Annotated in this window: 11 protein-coding genes and 2 pseudogenes; 3 read left to right on the top strand and 10 right to left on the bottom strand. The window is 70.7% G+C overall.

Annotated features, from left to right (window positions below; all coding sequences use genetic code 11):
* Positions 1–31 precede the first annotated feature (31 nt).
* A complete protein-coding gene (locus tag AB0959_RS25995) occupies positions 32–3,856 on the bottom strand; it encodes an MFS transporter (protein ID WP_366828957.1) in 3,825 nt (1,274 codons plus the stop codon).
* 725 nt (positions 3,857–4,581) lie between these two features.
* Between AB0959_RS25995 and AB0959_RS25990 the strand changes: the two genes are divergently transcribed.
* Entirely contained in the window at positions 4,582–5,622 is a 1,041-nt protein-coding gene (locus tag AB0959_RS25990) for an ornithine cyclodeaminase (protein ID WP_366828956.1), read from the top strand.
* A 39-nt stretch (positions 5,623–5,661) separates the two neighbouring features.
* Here the strand turns inward: AB0959_RS25990 and AB0959_RS25985 are convergent, their stop codons facing one another.
* The 3 genes and pseudogenes from AB0959_RS25985 to AB0959_RS25975 form a co-directional block, all read right to left on the bottom strand.
* Positions 5,662–6,771 (bottom strand): PP2C family protein-serine/threonine phosphatase, encoded by a 1,110-nt coding sequence (locus AB0959_RS25985; RefSeq protein WP_366829040.1) that lies wholly within the window; start codon positions 6,769–6,771, stop codon positions 5,662–5,664.
* Between the two features lie 46 nt (positions 6,772–6,817).
* A complete protein-coding gene (locus AB0959_RS25980) occupies positions 6,818–7,204 on the bottom strand; it encodes a squalene/phytoene synthase family protein (protein WP_366828955.1) in 387 nt (128 codons plus the stop codon).
* Positions 7,205–7,211: 7 nt separating this feature from the next.
* A pseudogene (locus tag AB0959_RS25975) lies at positions 7,212–7,595 on the bottom strand (4-hydroxy-2-oxovalerate aldolase); the annotation flags it as partial.
* On the opposite strand from AB0959_RS25975, the pseudogene AB0959_RS25970 reads away from it, so the two are divergent.
* A pseudogene (locus tag AB0959_RS25970) lies at positions 7,592–7,765 on the top strand (extradiol ring-cleavage dioxygenase); the annotation flags it as partial. The pseudogenes AB0959_RS25975 and AB0959_RS25970 overlap by 4 nt on opposite strands.
* A gap of 97 nt (positions 7,766–7,862) precedes the next feature.
* Here AB0959_RS25970 and AB0959_RS25965 read toward each other — a convergent pair.
* From AB0959_RS25965 to AB0959_RS25955, 3 genes are read right to left on the bottom strand one after another with little or no spacing between them, the layout of a single operon-like run.
* Positions 7,863–8,990, bottom strand: coding sequence for an ABC transporter ATP-binding protein (locus AB0959_RS25965; protein WP_366828953.1), 1,128 nt, complete (start codon positions 8,988–8,990; stop codon positions 7,863–7,865).
* Positions 8,983–10,758, bottom strand: coding sequence for an iron ABC transporter permease (locus AB0959_RS25960; RefSeq protein WP_366828951.1), 1,776 nt, complete (start codon positions 10,756–10,758; stop codon positions 8,983–8,985). The genes AB0959_RS25965 and AB0959_RS25960 overlap by 8 nt, the downstream gene beginning before the upstream one ends.
* 30 nt (positions 10,759–10,788) lie before the next feature.
* A complete protein-coding gene (locus tag AB0959_RS25955) occupies positions 10,789–11,991 on the bottom strand; it encodes an extracellular solute-binding protein (protein WP_366828950.1) in 1,203 nt (400 codons plus the stop codon).
* A 366-nt stretch (positions 11,992–12,357) separates the two neighbouring features.
* Here AB0959_RS25955 and AB0959_RS25950 point away from each other — a divergent pair, with 366 nt between their 5' ends.
* Positions 12,358–13,860 (top strand): DUF1996 domain-containing protein, encoded by a 1,503-nt coding sequence (locus tag AB0959_RS25950; protein ID WP_366828949.1) that lies wholly within the window; start codon positions 12,358–12,360, stop codon positions 13,858–13,860.
* Positions 13,861–13,938: 78 nt separating this feature from the next.
* Here the strand turns inward: AB0959_RS25950 and AB0959_RS25945 are convergent, their stop codons facing one another.
* From AB0959_RS25945 to AB0959_RS25935, 3 genes are read right to left on the bottom strand one after another with little or no spacing between them, the layout of a single operon-like run.
* Positions 13,939–15,639 carry an AMP-binding protein gene (locus AB0959_RS25945; RefSeq protein WP_366828948.1) on the bottom strand — a complete coding sequence of 567 codons (1,701 nt, stop codon included), beginning with the start codon at positions 15,637–15,639 and terminating at the stop codon, positions 13,939–13,941.
* The gene (locus AB0959_RS25940) at positions 15,620–17,704 is read right to left on the bottom strand and encodes an acetate--CoA ligase family protein (RefSeq protein WP_366828947.1); all 2,085 of its coding nucleotides are present in this window, start codon (positions 17,702–17,704) and stop codon (positions 15,620–15,622) included. Before AB0959_RS25940 ends, AB0959_RS25945 begins: the two co-directional genes overlap by 20 nt.
* Positions 17,701–19,290, bottom strand: coding sequence for an FAD-dependent monooxygenase (locus AB0959_RS25935; RefSeq protein WP_366828946.1), 1,590 nt, complete (start codon positions 19,288–19,290; stop codon positions 17,701–17,703). Before AB0959_RS25935 ends, AB0959_RS25940 begins: the two co-directional genes overlap by 4 nt.
* Between the last annotated feature and the right edge of the window lie 21 nt (positions 19,291–19,311).

Raw genomic sequence — 19,311 nt, 5'->3', positions numbered from 1 at the left:
GTCAGTCGGGATTAGCCCTGACAGGCCCCGCTCACGACGTGGGCGTGAGGGTGAGGGTCTTGTCCCGGTCGGCGGAGACCGCGGCACGGGTGAACGGCCAGCGTGTGGTCTCGCCCTTGGCCCACAGCCCTGTCTGGTCGGTGTAGTTGGGGTGGAAGGCGTGACCGGAGACACCGCCGGAGTTGATCCAGCCGGACGCGTCCCAGTCGGACAGGTCGACGACCATCCGCATCGACGGGATCCAGTCGACCTCGTAGCCCTCGGGGGCGTACCAACTGTTGGCGTTGACCGCCGAACTGCCACCGGGCAGCTCGTACGGGCCCCGGTCGAGCAGCCACCGCACCGGGGCGGGGCCGCCCGTGCCGAGGGTGCTCTCCTTGAGGGTCAGGCGGTGGATGGAGCCCCACCGCCACTCGCCCGGATCGTCGCCGAGCCTGCCGGTCAGCTCGGCCGCCGCCTCGTCCAGGGCCTTGCGCAGGACGTCGTCCCTGGTCTTCAGGTCCTTGCCGTCGCTCCAGTACGGGTCATCGGGATTCCGCAGCAGCGACCGGACCACCTCGAGCCAGCGACCGCCGCCGTCGGGCTCGTGGCTCGCCCGGGTCCGCTTGAGGTCGTCGGTGAAGGTCAGCCGGACCAGGGCCCGCCAGACGGCATTGAAGTAGGCGGCCGCGGCGGAATCCACGGGTTGCTCGTAGTCCCAGCCCTTGAGCAACTGCCAGGCCTTCTCCGCTTCGGGGCCCGGCCTGACGCGGAGCAGATACGGCACGAGCGCCTCGGCGAACGGGCTCCTGCTGTCGCGCTGGATGCGGCGCATGTCCTCGGTGTCGAGCGGGCCTGCCTGCTCCAACAACTCGGTGATGCGCTCGCTGCGGTGGCCGTCCGACCAGTCCTTGGTGATCAGGTGTGGGTAACCGGGGCCCGTGGCGGCGTTGTTGGCCGTCACGATGTAGCCGTCGGCCGGATCGTAGGAGCGCGGCAGCTCATCGAAGGGCAGGTTGCCCTTCCACTCGTACCGGCCGGTCCAGCCGGGCACCGGGTAGGTGCCGTCACCCTTGGTGCGTACGGGGACACTCCCGATGGCCTGGTAGCCGATGTGGCCGGCCCGGTCGGCGTAGACGACGTTCTGGGCGGGGGCGCTGAAACCACGCAGCGCCTCCCGGAAGGACTTCCAGTCCGAGGCCCTGTTGATGGCGAAGACGGAGTCGACCGTGGCCGAGGGTTCCAGCGCGGTCCAGCGCAGCGCTACGGCGTGGCCGCCCGGCGAGGCGGGGACCGCGGGGCTGCGGCCGTGCTCGCCCGCCTTGCGAACGTCGTCGATGGCATTGGAGATGATCGGGCCGTGCCGGGTGGCGCGCACGGTGAAGGTGACAGGGTCACCGCCGGCGACCTTGATGGTCTCCTTCCGGGTCCGCAGGGGCAGTTTCTCGCCCCGGTACTCGTAGGTGCCGCCGTCGACCTTCTCCAGGACGAGGTCGGTGACGTCGGCGCCGAGGTTGGTGAGGCCCCAGGTGATCTGCCTGTTGTGGCCGATGAACACGGCGGGCATGCCGGCGAAGCCGAAGCCGGTCACGTCGTACGGGCAGGTCGAGTCGACCTTCGTGCAGTGCAGGCCGGTCTGGTACCAGATGCTCGGGGACTGCGGGCCGAGGTGCGGGTCGTTGGCGAGGATCGGTTTGCCGGACTTGGTGCGGCTGCCCGCGACGACCCAGGAGTTGGAGCCGATGCCGGGGCCGCTCGGGCCGAGCACCCGGTCGAGTGCCGCGGTGACCCTGCCGATGTCCCCGGCCTTCTCCATTCCGCTGCCGGAGGCGGACCGCACCGAGGGCCGGGTGTCGTCGCCGGCCCTGGTCCCGCCCGTGTCGGGGACGATCGGGCGCTGAGTCGCGAAGTCGTAGCCGGGATACAGCTGGGCGACGCGGTCCAGCGGCAGCTCGGCGGCCAGCAGACTGCGCTGCAGCTCCTCGTCCATGTTGCCGCGCAGGCTCCACGACATGGCCTTCAGCCAGGCCACGGAATCGACCGGGGTCCAGGGCTGCGGGCTGTAGTCGCCGTTGACCAGGCCGAGCACCGCGTACTCGGCGCTGAGCCGGGCACCACCGCGCTCCTTGAGGTAGGCGTTGACACCGTCGGCGTATGACTGCAGGTGGCTGCGGGTGTCGGGCGACAGCAGGGCCAGCTCCTTCTGGGCCACGCGGCGCCAGCCGAGCGTGCGCACGACCTTGTCCGTCTCGACCTCCGACTCGCCGAACAGCTCGGAGAGCCGGCCCGCGGTGATGTGGCGCTGCACGTCCATCTGCCAGAACCGGTCCTGGGCGTGCACGTAACCCTGGGCGAGGAACAGGTCGTCGGGGGACGAGGCGTAGATCTGCGGCACGCCGAACCTGTCCCGGACGACCTCGGCCTTGCCTTCCAGCCCCGGCACCGCGACCTGACCGGCCGTGGTCGGGAAGGAACGGCGGACCGTCCAGGTCACGTACACGGCACTGCCCGCCACGACGACTGTGACGAGCGTGAGGAACCAGGCGAGGATCCTGAGCCACAGGCGCCTGCGCCGCTTGGGGGCGGGAGCGCCCGCCGAAGCGGGGTCGAGAGCCCTGTCGATGTTCCCCGCCGAGACCTGCCTGAGGGCGATGACCAGGGCGGTCGCCGCGGCCGCCGCACTGAAGAGGAACGGTGCACGCAGGCCCAGCATCTCCGCGGAGAAGCCCGCCACGAGCGCGCCGAGCGGGCCCATGCCGACGGCTACAAGCCGGTAGGAGGAGTTGACCCGTCCCATGAGCTCTTCCGGCACCAGCACGTGCCGGAGAGAGACGGCGATGACGTTGCAGACGCCGACGATCGCGCCGACCACCGTCAGCGCCGCGGTCGCGACCACGGCACTGGAGGTGAGTGCCGCGACGGCGAACGCGACGGGCGCGGCCGCCAGGGAGATCCGCAGCGTGGCCGCTCGGCCCAGCCGGTCGGACATGACCGGCGCCAGCAGCGAGCCGAGGACGGCTCCCAGCGCGATGACCGCCAGCAGGATCACGTAGGTGGTGCGGCCGACGTGCAGCACCTCGAAGGCGTACAGGACCGCGACGGAGATCGCCGAGAACACGGCCATCGTGACCAGGCCGACGACCAGGCAGAGCGCGCGCAACAGCCGGTTCCTCCACAGCCAGCGCATCCCGGCCGTGATGTCGGCGACGATGCCGGCCGCCCGCAGCGGCTCACGCTGCTCAGGCACGACGCGCGGCGTCACCAGGCCGAACACGAGTATCCCCGCTATCGCGAACGACAGCGCGTCCAGGAAGAACGGAAGGCCGTTCGGCAGCGCGAACATCAGCGCGCCCAGCGGTGGCCCGATGAGGTCGATCGTGAGGGTCTGCACGCCCTGGACCCGGCTGTTGGCCTTGTCCAGCAGATGCGGCGGCACCATGTGGGGGACCACCGCTGTCGCCGCGTTGTCGCGCAGCGTCGCGATCGACCCGATCAGGAAGTTGAACACGATGAGTGCCGCGATGGTCGCTCCGCCGGTGGCGACCAGCAGCGCGAAGACCAGCGCGGCGGCCGTCGCGACCGCGTCGCTGATCCACATCATCTTCCGGTGGTTCCGCCACCGGTCGGTGACAACGCCGCTGAACGGGCCGACGAGCACGAACGGCAGGCCGCCGGCGAACCAGACGAAGGCAACTGCGCTCGGGGAGTAGTCCAGCGACACCGCCAGCAACGGCAGCGCCCCGACCCGTATGCCCTCACCCAGCCCGGACGCCAGGTCCGCGGTCCACATACGCCAGAACTGGCGTCCCAGGTCCCGTCTGCCGGGCGGTTCCACGCCGTTGTCGACGGCTTTCGTCTCGATCGCGGCATCCGCCATGAGGCTGCCCTCTCCGCTGGCTCAAGCTCGGTCGGTCACAACGTGACACGTGGGCCCGAGCCCGGAGAACGGCGTTGTCAGGGGGGTCCCTGACAGGGGAAGACCGACTCGGCCGAGCTGTGAACGGGCGATGCCGAGCCGGTGAGCAGACTCCGCCTCGGTCACCTCGACAGCCGCCGGCGCCGTCCGCGGCGGCGGCCCGGCGACAGGGCCGCACCGCGCCCGTCCGGGCGAGCGCGAGCGTCTGGGCGGCCATGAAAGCGATGAGCGAATCCGTTCGCCACGGCGGCCCCCCACCGGCGGCCATCAGCCTCTCCCACCGGTTCGGCGAGCGCCGTCGGGTCGCGTCCACCCCCTCACCAGGCCGGGCTTCCGGCAGCTTCGCGCTGAGCGGCCATCCGCTCGGCATCGAATGCCGGGCGCTTCGGCGCCAGGCCGGAACGCAGGCGACGGCGTCGCTCCCGGCAGGGGGAATCCCGCTGTGCCGACTCACGGCGGACCATGCCCGGCTACGCGGCTCCGCCCGGGAATCCGGTTGGCATCGTCGTGCCGAACCAGGGCGTTCTCCAATCCTCCGGGACTGTCAAGGGCGGGCCACAGGCCCGTCGCGCGCGGCGCGTCATCGCCGGGACAGGCCGCTGCACTTCACGTCGGGCCGTGGATATCCTCCCCCCGCAGTTCCTCGGTCCCGACTGCTCCTGGGGGAGATCATTGTGAACCTGCCGATGCCTGGGCATGACACCGAACTGCTCCAACTGACGCGCGAGGAGGTCATCACCGCCTGCGCGGACATCGATCTGCCCGGTGTGGCCGCGGAAGCCCTGGTCCAGCACACGCGGGGCCGGACGTGCCTGCCCGAGGAGGCGTACCTCCCATGGACCGCGCCCGACGGGGCGGCGGCGCGCTCGCTGACCCTGCAGGCCGCAGTCCTGACCGACGACGGCTGGGTGTACGGCGCCAAGACCATCAATGGCTGTCTGTCCAATCCGGTGCGCGGACGGGCGCGTGCCCAAGGCGTCATCATGCTGTTCGACCCGCAGACGGCCCACCCGGTGGTCCTGATGGAAGCGGCTTACATCAGCGCGATGCGCACCGCCGCGGTGACCGCCGCCACCGCCCGTACCCTGGGCGCCCCCGGTCTGTCCCGGGTCGCGCTGCTCGGCTGCGGCACCCTCGCCCGCGCCCACCTGCGCCTGCTTCCCTCCGTGCTGCCCGATCTCAAACAGGTGGCGCTCTTCGACGTCAACGCCGAGGCCTGCGCCCACCTGGCCGGGGACCTACGCGCCTGCCATCCCGACCTCGAGGTGGTGGAGGCGGCAAGTGCTCGTGCCTGCGTCGACGGGGCCCAGCTCGTGGTGCCCGTGACCACCGTCAATGAGGGCTACATCGGTTATGACTGGCTCGCGCCGGGCGCGCTGGTCGCGCACGTCTCGCTGGACGACCTGTTGCCCGAGGTGATCGAGCGCGCGGACCTGCTGGTGGTGGACGACTGGAACCTGATCGCCGCCGACACCCGTCGCATCCTGGGCCGGATGCACCGCTCCGGGCAGGTCCGGGCTCCCGGTGCCCGTGGAGCCGGCGGAACCGCCAAGGTGGTTGACGCCCATCTGGGGGACGTGTTCGCCGGCACTCATCCGGGACGCCGGTCACCCGCCGACATCGTGGTGAGCAACCCGTTCGGGATGGCCGTCCTGGACGTCGCCGTCGCCCACAGGGTTTTCAAAACCGCTCGGGCCGCCGGGCTGGGCCGCCCCCTCGTCCTCTGACCGGGGATCTGGGAAACAGCGACGGGTGGGCGGGACCGTCTACACCGGATGTCCGGGGTATCGCACGGCGAGCGCGGCGATGTCGTCGTCGAGCCTTCCGCCGCTGAACCGCAGCAGGGCTTGGTGCAGCCGGTCGAGCAGGCCCTGGGAGGAGGACGGATCCTGTCGGCCCATCCAGTCCTGCAGGGGGAAGAACTCGCCCGAGCGGTCCCGGGTCTCCGTCACGCCGTCGGTGTAGAGCAGCAGCTGGTCGCCGGGGCCGAAGTCCACGGTGTCGACGCGGTAGTGGTCTCCGATGAGCGTCGCGAGGTTGAGGGGCGGCGAGGGGTCGCTCGGCTCCAGAACGTGTGTGGTCCCGCCGTGCACGAGCAGAGGTGGGGGATGCCCGCAGTTGAGGAGTCTGACGAGGCCGCCACCGCGCGGGATCTCGGCAATGAGCGCGGTGGCGAAACGCTCCGGCAGGTCCTGGGCGGGGAACGCGGCACTGTGGCGGCCGATGCTGGTGTCCAGACGATGGATGACGGACCTCAGATCGGCCTCGTCGTGCGCGGCCTCCCGGAAACAGCTGATCAGCGCCGAGGCCGCCCCCACGGCCGAGAGTCCCTTGCCGCGTACGTCACCGAGGAGCAGCCGGACGCCGTACCGCGTGTCGGCCGCCTCGTAGAAGTCGCCGCCGATCCGGGCCTGTGCCTGGGCCGCCACGTACAGCGACTCGATCTCGATGTCCTCGAAGCGGCTGGGCAGAGGGCGCAGCAGCACCTTCTGGGCCGTGTCGGCAACGAGCCGGATCTGGAAGAGCGTCTCTTCCCGCCGAAGCCGTACGTGGCTCGCGTACGCGGCCGCCAAGGTGACCGCGGCGATCGCGGCCGCCGTGTACGGCGTCCCCAGATCGCTGTAGACGAGGCTCACCCCGATCATGACCAGCAGGCAGAACGTCCCCAGCAGGATCGTGGGGAGCACGGGCCACATCGAGGCCGCCAGGGCGGGCGCGGCGGGCAGGAGGCGGCTGAAGGCGATCTCCCTCGGTGTGGCGAACGCCAGCGCGGTGATGAGGACGGTGAGGATCACCGGTGACAGCCGGACAGCTTCCCAACGGCCGCCGCGCGGACGACGGCGTCGCAGTCGCCACAAGATAGCCACGAAACGCATCATATCGGCAACAAAGTGCGTTTCGAGCTCGGCGGAAACGCCTGGCTCACGCCCGTTGCCCGCGAGGAAGGCCGCCACGGCGTTCGCCGAGGAGCAGCCGTAGGGTCCTGGACAGTGGGGGCCGGGCTGGGCCGCGCAGCAGCGCCGCCCCCTTGGCCTGCGCCGCCCGGGCCGTCAGGTCCTCAATGCCGATCATGGCGCGGAACAGCGGACGGCCCTCGGGCGGTACGAGACCGGCCAGCGGCCGCCCGGCGTCCAGTGACCGACGCGCCCGGCCGAGGACGTGGGACAGAAGGGCCCGGGTGCCGGGGGTGTCCCGGGCGAATTCGAGGTCGGCGCGGGTGACCCCGTGCTCGTCCAGGGACTCCTGGGGGAGGTTGAGACGCCCCTCCGCGAGATCCTCGGCCAGGTCCAGCGCGATGTCAGTGATCACGTCCTGGGAAGCTGGAGTGCACACCCGCGTAGCCGAGGCTGAGGGTCTCGCGGTCCACCCGTACCTCGCGGTCCACCCGTACCTGGCGGTCCTGAAGCGGACGTACGAGATCGTCGGCCGCGTCCATGAGGGGGAAGAGGTCACCGCCGTGCTGCCGGCCCATGAGGTCGGCGACGGCGATGAACGCCTCCAGCGGGCAGTTGCCCGCGCCCGCCCCCCCCCGGCCGGCCAGCGCGGCGTCGACGCGTACCGCGCCGCGGTCCACGGCGACGACGGTGTTGGCCACGCCGAGGCCGAGGTTGTGGTGGGTGTGGATGCCGAGCTCGGTGGCGGGATCGAGGACGTCCCGGTACGCGAGGAAGTGGTCCCGTACGCCGTCCATCGTTCGACGAGAACACCTGGGAGCCCACCACCCACCAGGGCATCAGCATCTGGGGCCATACCCCTGTCGGCCGGAGAATCGTCGACAGGCTCGACCAGTTCCGGCTCGGCGCCCGCTCCCTCACCCACCGTGAGGAGACCGTCCCGGTCCTGAGCGGTACGGGCATCCCCGACGACTGAGACGCCCGGCCGGGGCCGGGGGAGCCATGTCGACCTCCCTGGGCTCCCCGGGCCCCGGACTCCGGGCGTGCCGTAAAGACGACGCCTCCCCCTCCACTCAGGAGCTGACGGTCAGCAGATCGCGCTGTTCCTCGGGGAGTTCGACCTTGTCCTGGTACAGCAGCGCCTGCGCCGGGTCGAAGACGAGCACCACTTCGCCCGACAGGCCGCCGTTGCCGCTGAGGACCTGGACGGCCTGGTCACCGAGCCGGACGTCGTACTCGTAGCGGGAGCCGACGTAGGAGCTGGTGAGGACCTGGGTCCTCAGCTGGTTGACGGCGGACGTCGTGCCGGAGTGCGCGACGACCTCCAGTCGCTCGGGGCGGATCGCCACGGTGACGGAGTGACCGGCCGGGACGCGCTCGTCGCTGTCGACCTGCACCACGTCGTCGCCGCAGTCGAGGAGGATCCGGTAGCGCCTGCCCTCCTGCCCGATCACGCGGCCGGTGAGGAAGTTGCAGCGGCCCACGAAGGCGGCGACCGCCGGGGAGGCGGGCCGCTCGTAGATCTCGTGCGGCGTGCCGATCTGGATCATGTTGCCGCCCTCCATGACCGCGATGCGGTCGCTCAGGGCGAGGGCCTCCTCCTGGTCGTGGGTGACGTAGACGGTGGTGATGCCCAGTTCCTCCTGCAGGCGCTTGAGCCAGGCGCGGGCCTGCTCGCGGAGCTTGGCGTCGAGGTTGGACAGCGGCTCGTCGAGCAGCAGCACGGTGGGGGAGTAGACCAACGCGCGGGCGAGGGCGACGCGTTGCTGCTGGCCTCCGGAGAGCTGGTGCGGGTAGCGGTCGCGCAGCTCGGCGAGGCCGACCTTGTCCAGCGCCTCGTGGATCAGGGTTTTCTGCTTCTCCTTGGGAACCTTGCGGATGGTGAGGGGCAGGGCGAGGTTCTTGGCGATGGTCATGTGCGGCCAGAGCGCGTAGGACTGGAACACCATGCCGAGGTTGCGTTCCTCGGGCGGCAGGAACACCCCCGCGGAGGCGTCGACGAAGGGTCTTCCGCCGATGGTGATGGAGCCCTCGGTGGGCTGTTCCAGTCCGGCGACGCAGTTGAGCGTGGTGGACTTGCCGCAGCCGCTCGCTCCCAGGAGGGTGAAGAACTCGCCGTCCTTGATGGTGAAGGTGACGTCGCACAGCACGGAGTTGTCCCCGAAGGTCTTGGCGAGGTTCTTCACGGTCACCTCAGGCATGGTGCTTTCCCTTCATGAGCAGTCCTGCGAGTGCGACGAAGACCGCGGTGATGGCGATCTGGAGGGTTGCCAGTGCGGCGACGGATCCGGCCCGGCCCTGGGTCCAGAGGCTGAGCATGGTGGTGCCCAGGATGTTGTTGTCCGCGGAGCTCAGGAACACGGCCGGCGAGTACTCCTTGAGCATGATCACGAAGGTGAGCACGAGGGCTCCGGCGAACGCGGGGGTGATGAGGGCCCGCAGGACCCGGAAGAACGTCATCAGCCAGTCGGCGCCGGACACCCGGGCCGCGTTGTCGAGTTCGCCGCCGATCTGCATGATGGCCGGGGCGACCGAGCCGAACGCGCTGGGCAGGGCGCGCATGCCGAAGGCGATGATGACGGCGTAGACCGTGCCCTGCAGCAGCGAGCCGACGCCGAACGGCGCGAGAGCGAAGGCCCAGAAGAAGCCGATACCGATGATGATGCCGGGCAGCGACTGCGGGATCAGCGCGAGGTACTCCACGGCCCGCCCGAAGCGGAAGGTGGAGCGTCGGGAGACCATCACCGCGACCACGGCGAGGGCGCTGACCAGCACCGAGCCGACGCCGGCGACGATGAGGCTGTTCCACAGGGACTGCACGTAGTTGTCGGAGTCGAAGACGATCTCGTAGTTCTGCGTGGTGACCGTCCTGAACGGTGACTGCAGCGGGGTGAAGACCAGCGTGAAGGAACGGAAGACCAGGCCGGCGATCGGGACCAGGGCGCCCACGACGACGTAGAACCAGATGCAGACGATGCTCACCCACTTCAGCCAGCCGAGGTCGAGCCTGCGGGGGCGGGTCACCTTGCCGCGCACCGACACGAACCGGGCGGCGTCCTTGAGGAGTTTGGCCTGCACGGCCACCAGGCTCACCGTGACGAACAGGATGATCGTGGAGGCGGCGCCCAGCATCGTGTAGTCGGGGTCCACCGACTGCAGTCCGTTGTGGTAGAGGAACGTCGAGAAGACGTCGATGTTCACCGGCTGGCCGTACAGCAGCGGCACGCTGAGGGTCTCGATCGACACGGAGAACACCAGAATGGCGCTGTAGACGATGGGCGGCCGCAGCAGCGGGACGACCACCTGTCCCAGGATCCTGAGCGGCCCGGCACCGCAGACCTGCGCCGCGGACTCCAGGGACGCGTCGGACTGCCGCAGCGCGTTGGCGCAGAACACGTAGGCGATCGGGGCGAGCGCCACGGCCTCCGTGAGAGCCATCCCGGGGATCGAGTACAGGTTCCACGGCACGCCGCCGAAGACCTGCTGGACCTTGATGCTGACGAACCCGGCGGGGCCGTACATGATGATCCAGCCGAAGCCCAGGATCAGTGACGAGATGAAGAACGGCCACTGCATCGCCAGCGCGACGAGCCGGCCGCCCGGCAGCTTGGTGCGGACCACCACGATGGCCATCGGGATGGCGATGGCCAGGCTCAGCAGCGTGGTCAGCCCGGCGAACAGCAGCGTGTTGAGGGCCACTTCGCCGAAGCCGGCGTCCGTGAAGAGGTCGACGTAGCCGCGGACCGTGAAGGCTCCGCCGGCCTCGTAGAGCGGACGGTTACGGATGCTCTGGTAGAGCGTCGGGACGATCGGAGCCAGTACGAGGACGGCGAGGAACGCGAGGACGGCGTACTGGACGACCTGGTCCCGTCCGATGCCGAGGGGGCGGCGGTAGCGTGGCGGTTTGAACGCTTCTTCATGTTCGTCGGCCGAAGTGCCGACCGGCGGGGGTGGGGTGAGGGTTGACATCTGCTCTGACTCCGATCGTCCCGTGGCTGCCTACTTCTGGAGTCGGCTGAAGTGCTCGAGCCAGGCGTCGGTGTCGTTCTTCGAGACGGCGGCGTAGTCGACGTGGATGATCTTGTCCTCGCCGACCTTGTCGACGACCTCCTGGTAGGTGTGCAGGCCCTCGCCCTTCACGCCCTTCCGGTACGACGCCAGACCGCCCTCGGCGACCGCGCGCTGACCCTCCTCCGAGAGCGCGAAGTCCAGGAACAGCTTGGAGGTCGCCGGATGCGGCGCCTGGGCGGCGATGCCGAGGCCGCGGGGCAGGACCACGGTGCCGTCCTCGGGGAAGACGATCTTCACCAGACCGGCGCTGTCCTCGACGACCGGGTACGCCGGTGAGGCGCTGATCAGGAAGCCGGCCGTGTACTCACCGGAGACGATCTTCTCCAGCTGCGTCCCGGAGGAGGTCTCCGGACGGGTCAGCGGGAGGATCTTTTCCAGCGCGTCCCACGCCTTGGGGTTGCCCTCGGTGAGCGCGCGGGTCACCGAGAAGCCGAACGAGCCCTCCGGGTCGCGGACGGTCACCTTGTTCTTGAACTTGCCCTTGTCGGCGGTCACGATCTTCGCCAGGTCGGCCATGCTCGTCGGCGGCTTCTCCATCAGCGAGGTGTTGTAGGCGATCGTCATCGGGTCCTGCGACATCGAGTAGACGCTGGGCAGGAGCTCCGCACTGGCGCCGAGCTCGGACAGCTCCGGGGACTTGTAGTCCAGCACCGTGTTCTTGCGCTGCGAGAAACTCGTCCAGGCGCTCGCCGCGCTGGAGATCAGCACGTCCGCGGGCGACTTGCCGGCCGCGTTCTCCGAGAGGACCTTCTGGAACAGCTCGTCGCTGTCGAGCTCGTTGACCGAGACGGTCTTGATGAAGTCGTACTTCTTCTTGAAGTCCCGCACGATGGGAGCCATGTTCTCGTCGCCGAGGTTGGAGTAGACGGTGAGCTTGCCGCCCTCCTTCTTCGCCGCCTCGATCAGGTCGCTGTAGTCCTTGGGGTAGTAGCCGGGCACCTTGCCGGCGGAGATCTTGTTCTCCGCCACCGTGGGCTTGCCGTCGTCGCCGCCCCCGCAGGCGGCCAGGAGTCCGAGCGCGAGGACCACGCCGAGGGCGGTCGCGGGGCGGCGACGGGAGGAGAGGCGGAGCCCGGGGGCGGCGCCCGTGGCGGCGACGTCGTGTGAGCCGAGGTGGCTGGATCTGGCCATGGTTCTCCTTCTGGCGCGTGCCTTCTGGCAGCTGTTGCCGGGAGGTTAGAGACCCAGGTCAGGGCGGTAAATCCTTGAGCCCTCAGAGCTCATACTGTGTGTTGTGGTCGTTTTGTACGTGACGCGAGTCACCCGCGACGTGCATCTCTCGTGGCCTGAAACGTGCGTCCTGCATCTGTCGTGCTATCGCCGGTTTACTCGTGTCCTGCCGGACTCATGTGCCGATGCCTCGCTTATGGATGGAGGAAAGCATGAATCTGTGAATTCGCTGAACAATCGGCGCTCACATCCGTATCGAAGAGAGCTTCGCCCATACCGGATGTCCAGCCGGCTCAGAAGAAGTTCAAGAAAGTGCAGAGAGGCCTGATGAGACGCAACTCGCGAAAGAGATCGAACACCACCGTTCGGGCGGTGGGCGCGGTAGCAGCGCTGGCCCTGGGGGCCGGTGGAATCGTGGCGGCGAACATCTACGCCTCTGCCGGTGAGACCAACTCGGCGCAGAAGTCCGCCCAGGCGCAGTCCGCGGCGGCCGCGACATCCACCATCGACTGCCCCGACGTCGGCCAGAAGCTGACGGCGGTGCCGGCCCAGGCACGTACCCAGGTGGACAAGGAACTGGCGCTCCTCGACAAGCAGATATCCGAGGCCTACCAGCGACTGTCCACGTCCCAGCGGGCGATCCAGCAGGACGCCGGCTTCGCGCAGAACGCGATCGTGAATCCGCTGAAGGACAAGCGGAAGGCGACGATCGACCGGATCGTCATCGCCATCGGCCGTGTGGGCACCAAGCCCCAGGGGCTCGACGCCCTGGCCGCCTGCACCCTGCGTGCCACCGGCAACCAGACCAACGCCGGTCAGGGCAACAACCAGGGCGGCAACAACAACCAGGGCGGCAACAACCAAGGCGGCAACAACCAGGGCGGCGCGGGCGGCAACGCCGGCCAGGCCGCCGCCGGAGGCCCCGTCTCCGCCGACTACGTGGACATCACCAAGGTCCGCCCCAACGTGAGCGCCCAGCGCAAGTCGGGCAAGGCCTCGACGGGTACCTTCGCCACCAAGTGCGGCGTGAACGCCAACAAGCTCTACAACACCGACAACGTCATCGTCGCGCCCGGCGTCACCAACGGTGCCCACCACACGCACGACTACGTCGGCAACCAGTCCAACAACGCCTTCGCGACCGACCAGGACTTCGCCAAGGCCAGGACCAGTTGCAAGAACCAGGGCGACAAGTCCTCCTACTACTGGCCGGTGCTGCGCCTGCAGGACGGCACCAAGGAGTTCGACGCCGGTAAGCAGGGCGGCGGCGCCGAGGGCAACATCGGCAAGATCCTTACGGCCAGGTCGTCCACCCTGACCTTCGCCGGCAGCCCGCGCGGCAAGGTCGTGGCGATGCCGAAGTTCCTGCGCATCATCACCGGTGACGCCAAGGCGTTCACCAACGGCCCGGCCAACGCCAACGCCTCCTGGAGCTGCACCGGCTTCGAGAACAAGGTGCAGCTGAAGGACAAGTACCCGCTCTGCCCGTCGGGCAGCGACGTGGTGCGTACCTTCAAGTACCAGAGCTGCTGGGACGGCAAGAACATCGACAGCGCCAACCACCGCACGCACGTGGCGTTCGCCGACGCGAGCGGCAACTGCCCCAGCGGCTTCAGGGCCATTCCGCAGCTGGTGCACCGCATGGTGTACGACGTGGACGCGCCCAGCGTGAAGGACAACGGCAAGACCCGTCCGTTCTACGCGGTGGACGGCTTCCCGGAGCAGGCGCACAAGCCGATCACGGACCACGACGACTTCATCAACGTGTTCGACGCGCGGCTGATGAACAAGGCGGTCCAGTGCATCAACACCGGACGTAAGTGCAGCTGAGTCCAGCGGACATACCGAGGGGCGGGCGCCGTGTCCACGGCACCCGCCCCTCGGCGTCTCCGGCAGTCTCGGTACGCGTCAGGGTGTCGTCTCCGCGGTCAGCCGCCGGGCGATGTCCGCCCGCAACGCCTTCTTGTCGACCTTCCCGACCTTCGTCGACGCGAGTTCGTCCACGACCACGAGCCGTTCGGGCAACTTGAAGCGGGCGACTCCGGCCTCCTCCATGAGGCCGCGGATCTCGTCGAGCGTGACCGTCTCGCCGGCGCGCGGGACGACGTACAGGCACACACGCTCGCCGAGCCGGGGATCGGGCATGGCGACCGCGGCCACCTGGCTCACGGACGGCAACTGGTAGGCGAGGTTCTCCACTTCCTCCGCGGAGATCTTCTCGCCGCCCCGGTTGATCATGTCCTTGTCGCGGCCTTCGACGATCAGGTTGCCCTCGGGTGTGCGGCGGCAGATGTCGCCGGAGCGGTACCAGCCGTCGGAGGTGAAGGCCCGGGCGTTCTGCTCGGCGGCCCGGTAGTAGCCACGGGGCGTGTAGGGGCCGCGGGTGAGTAGCAGCCCGGGCTGCCCGTCGGGGACGTCCTGGTCGAGTGCGTCGACGATCCGCACCTCGTCGGCCGGGCACAACGGCCGGCCCTGGGTGGTGCACACGATGTCGTCCGGGTCGTCGAGACCGGTGTAGTTCAGTAGTCCCTCCGCCATGCCGAAGACCTGCTGGAGCGTCGCCCCGAGCACGGGCTTCACCTTGTACGCCAGCTCGTCGGCCAGCCGGGCGCCGCCCACCTGCACGACCCGCAGGCTCCCGAGCCCGCCCGAACCGTGTTCCGCCGCGTGCTCCATCCACCTGGCGGCGACGGCCGGCACGAGAGCGGTGTGCGTGACGCCCTCGGCCTCGATCGTGGCGAACGCGCGGGCGGGCTCCGGGGACGGCAGGGTGACGAGCCGCCCGCCGGCCAGCAGCGCGCCCAGGATGCCGGGGCAGGCGAGCGGGAAGTTGTGTCCCGCGGGCAGGCTCACCAGGTACACCGTGTCCGCCCCGACGGCGGCCACGTCCGCACTCGCCCGGGCGTTGTACGCGTAGTCGTCGTGGGTCCGGGCGATGAGCTTGGGCAGTCCGGTCGTTCCCCCGGACAGCAGGAAGACGGCCACGTCACGGGCGGCGGGGGCGGACGCGTCGAGACGGGCGCGGTCGGCCTTCGCGTCGGTGGCCGGGGCGCACAGCGCGCGCAGATCCACGCTGCCGGGCGCCATACGGTCTCCCGCGACCAGTACGTGCCAGTCCGCTCCCGTGGCGGCGCGCACCTCGGTGGCCAGCTCGTGGCCGAGAGCCTGGTGATCGAAGCCGCGCAGGACGTCCGGCACCGCGATCGCGACCGCCTCCGCGTGGACGGCCAGATGGCCGAGTTCGGCGCGCCGGTGGGCGGGCAGGGCCATCACCGGCACGATGCCCGCACGCAGACACGCGAGGGTGAGGACCACGAACTCCCAGCCGTTGCCCAGCTGCACGACGATGCGGTCGCCCGCCGCGATTCCCAGGTCCAGCAGCCGCCCGGCGGCCGCGTCGGCCCGTTCCGCGAGTTCCGCGTGGGTGAGGCGCAGTCCGGTGCCGTCGAGCGCGGCCGGGTCGACGAGGGCGGGGGCGTCAGGAACCCTGTCGGCGACCTGCTGGAGCAGGGTGCCCAGCGGCACGCCCGCCCAGTAGCCCTCGGCGACGTAGCGTTCCGCCTCCGCCTCGGGCCAGGGGACCGTGTTCTCAGCGATCGGGGTGGGCATCGTCGGCCTCCCTGGTGACGATGACGGCGTCCAGCGCGACGAGAGCGTGCGCGGTGAGCCGCAAGGGGTTGATCTCGATCTCGTCGAGGAGCGGGTTGGCGGTGAGCAGGGCCCCGAGGGCCGCCACGACCCGGCCCAGGTCCCCGGCATCGAGGACGGGCCCTCCGCGCCAGCCGGCGAGCAGGGCCCGCCCGGCCAGTTCGTCCGGCATGGCGGCGGCCTCGGCCGATGCGAGCGGGGCCAGTCGGATCGCGACGTCGGCCAGCGCCTCGGCCGTGGTGCCGCCCAGCCCGAGGAGCACCAGGGGACCGAACACGGGATCGCGGCGGGCACCGACGACGAGGTCGACCCCGGCCGGAGCCATCGACTCCACGAGGTAGCGGCGGGCGCCCGCGGCGTCGAGCGCGTCGAGCGCCACGTCCAGTTCGGCGGCCGTCCCGACGCCCAGGCGCACTCCGCCGATCTCGGTCTTGTGCAGGACCGCCGCGTCGAGCAGCTTCACCGCCACCGGGCCGCCCAGTTCGGCGAGCGCGGTGTGCGCGGCGGCCCGGTCGGGGCAGGCCCGCCGCGGCATCGTCGCCACACCGAGGCGATCGAGCACGGCCTTCGCCCGGTCCTCGTCGTGGCCGCCCGTGAGGCCGGTGGGAACGTCGGCCGGTTCGGTCGGTGGTACGGCGGGCACCCGGGCCCGCGCGTCGGCCAGCAGGGCGGCGGTGGCGGCGGCCACGCCGCGCGGGTCGGCGGCCACGGCGATCCCCGCCTCCAGCAACGCCCTTCGGCTCCGCACGACCTCCTCGCCGGTACCACCGAGTCCCAGAACGAGGGGAACACCTGCGGCGCTGCCCTCCCGCGCGGCGGCCACGATGTCGACGGCGTCCGGTTCGTGCAGCGCGTATCCCGCGATCACGTCCACGCCCGGGTCCGCGCCGACGGCGGCCAGCACGGCGCCCAGCTCGGGCCCGGGGCGGCCGGTGTCGACGGGGTTGCGCTGGAAGGTCAGCGGCGGCAGCAGCCCGGCCACGGTGTCCTGGGTGGCGGCCGTCAGTTCCGGTACGCGCGCACGGCGCCCGCGCAGGTCGTCGAGGAGCAGCAGTCCTGGACCCGCCTGTGCGGTGACGACGCCGACGCCCGGCTCGGCGCGGGGCCGCGCGCGGGTGACCGCGAGCGCGCCCACGGCGTCGACCAGCTCGCGCTCGTCGGCGACGAGCACGGCGCCGGCCTGCGCCAGAGCGGCCCGCGTGGTCCGCCAGGAGGTGGCGAGCGCCCCGGTGTGCGAGGCCGCGAAGGCACCCACGTCGTGCCGGCCGACGACCAGGGCGACGACCGGGCGCCGGGCGGCGAGCGCGCGCACACTGGCGACCAGCCGGGGCCCGTCCGGCACCGACTCCACGTGCAGCGCGACGGCCCCCGTCCCCGGATCGTCGACGAGGTGGTCGAGCACGTCCGCAGCGGTGACGTCGACGCCGTTGCCGAGACCGACGGCGAGGCTCAGCCCGTGCCCGGCCTCGGTGAACGCGAACGCCAGCGCGTGGTTGACACCGCCGCTCGCCGCGACCACGGCCACCCGCCCGGGCCGGACCCGCGCCACTCCCGGCACGAAGCTGGCGGTCACCCCCGCGTGCGGGGCGAGGAAACCGCTGGTGTTCGGGCCCAGCAGCCGGATGCCGGTGGCCCGTACGACCTCGGCGAGCCGGCGCTGGTACGCGACGCCGGGCCCGCCCGCCTCCGCGAACCCTCCGCCGCAGACCACCGCGGCGCGCGCCCCCGCGGTTGCGGCCTCGGCCAGCACATCGGGACAGGAGGCCGCGGGCACGCAGATCACCGCGAGGTCGACGGGACCGTGTCCAGCGGCTTCGCCGACCGATCCGTACATGGTGTCGTCGCGGCCGTTGACGAGCGCCAGGTGGCCCCCGGCGTCGGCGAAGCCGGACAGCGAACGGGCCATCGCCGCGCCGAGCTTGCCCGCGCTCCGGGAGGCGCCGACGACCGCGATGCCGCGCGGCGCGAACAGGGGGCGCAGGGGACGCGGACCGCTGCCGACAGCGGTGGGCAGGGTGCTGGTCACCGGGTGACTCCCACGAGGTCGGCACGGCCCGAGAGGACCGTGGTGACCGCCCGGTCGCGGTCGGGTTCCGTCTCGATAGCGAGTGCCGGGAGCCTCTCCCGCATCCGGGCCCGCTCGCACACGAGGGTGCGGGTGAGCGGCGTACCGCCCCGCACGGCCACCAGCTCCGGACCGCCGGGACCGTCCGCGCCGGCGGGGCGGGCGAGCTCGGAGAGCAGGGCGAAGACCTCGGGCAGCCCGGCCTCGGTGTCCGGAGCGGTCAGCAGGGCGCCCCAGGCACCGGGCGCCGGGTGTGCCGCCAACGGCAGGTCCTGCGTACCTCGTACGGCGACGGGAACGCCCTCCGCTCCCGTCAGTACGTCGACGACGCGGCCCCGAGCGGACCAGAGCGCACTCTCGAAAGGCGTCTCAAGGGGTTCCGCACCGTACGTCGCGACCCAGCTGCTGTGGCTGGCCGCGACGAAGTCCGGTGCGCGACGGCCGAGCCGCGCGTCGCCGATGCTGCGGGTGAGGAAGTGGTAGGCGAACTGCCACGGTTCGAACGTGTCGTGGTAGCGGCCGAAGTGCTCCCACCAGGCCAGGCTGGGCCGTGCCGAGTCCTGGATCCCGCGTACGGAGGGCTGGGCTGCCCGCTCGTAGGCCGTGAGCGCGGCGGACAGGTCGCCGGGGTGGCCGGCGAGGGCGCGGGAGAGTTCCACCGCGTCCTCCATCGCCATCTTGGTGCCGGACCCGACCGAGAAGTGCGCGGTGTGCACGGCGTCCCCGAGGAGGGCGACGGGCCGCGGGTCCAGGGTGTGCCAGCGGCGGGTGCGCCGGGTGCGGAAGTTGCCCCAACGGGAGTTGTTGGTCAGCAGCCGCCCGCCGTCGATCTGCTCGGCGAACAGCTTCTCCAGGTACTCCTGGGAGCGTGTGTCGCTCGCACCGGGCGGCCGGGTCACGTCGAACTCGTCGAGACCGGCGCGCCGCCAGGACGCCTCGTCGGTCTCCACGATGAACGTCGAGACGGTGTCGGAGATCGGGTACCCGTGCACCGCGAACACTCCGTCCGGACTCCGCTCGTGGACGAAGGTGAGCCCGTCGAAGAGGTAGTCCGTGCCGAACCAGATGAACTTGGCCGTGGCGGTCTCGACACTCGCGCCGAGCCCCGGCCCGAGCGCCTCACGGATCCGCGACCCCGTCCCGTCCGCCGCGACGACGAGGTCGTAGCCCTGCAGGTCGTCGAGCGTGACCTCGGTGGAGAACCTCAAGGCCGCACCGACGTCACGGGCCCGCTCCCGCAACAGCAGGAGCAGCGTCCGCCGTACGACCGCCGCCATCCCGTTGCCGCCGCAGCGGATCCGCTCGCCCTTGAGCCGGACCTCGATCTCGTCCCAGTGCCGGCCGTGCTCGGTGAGCGCCTGACGCAGTACGGGATCGGCCGCGTGGATCGCCTCCAGGGTGCGGTCGGAGAACACGACGCCGAATCCGAAGGTGTCGTCGGCACGGTTGCGTTCGAAGACGGTGACCTCGGCCGACGGGTCCGCCTGCCGGATGAGGGCGGCGAAGAACAACCCGCCCGGCCCGCCTCCCACCACTGCGATACGCATGAGCTCACCGATCCTTCGGAG

This window comes from Streptomyces sp. NPDC046862 (assembly GCF_040704615.1).
In the GTDB taxonomy this organism is placed as follows: Bacteria; Actinomycetota; Actinomycetes; order Streptomycetales; family Streptomycetaceae; genus Streptomyces.
This window is presented reverse-complemented; position numbering and strand designations above follow the sequence as displayed.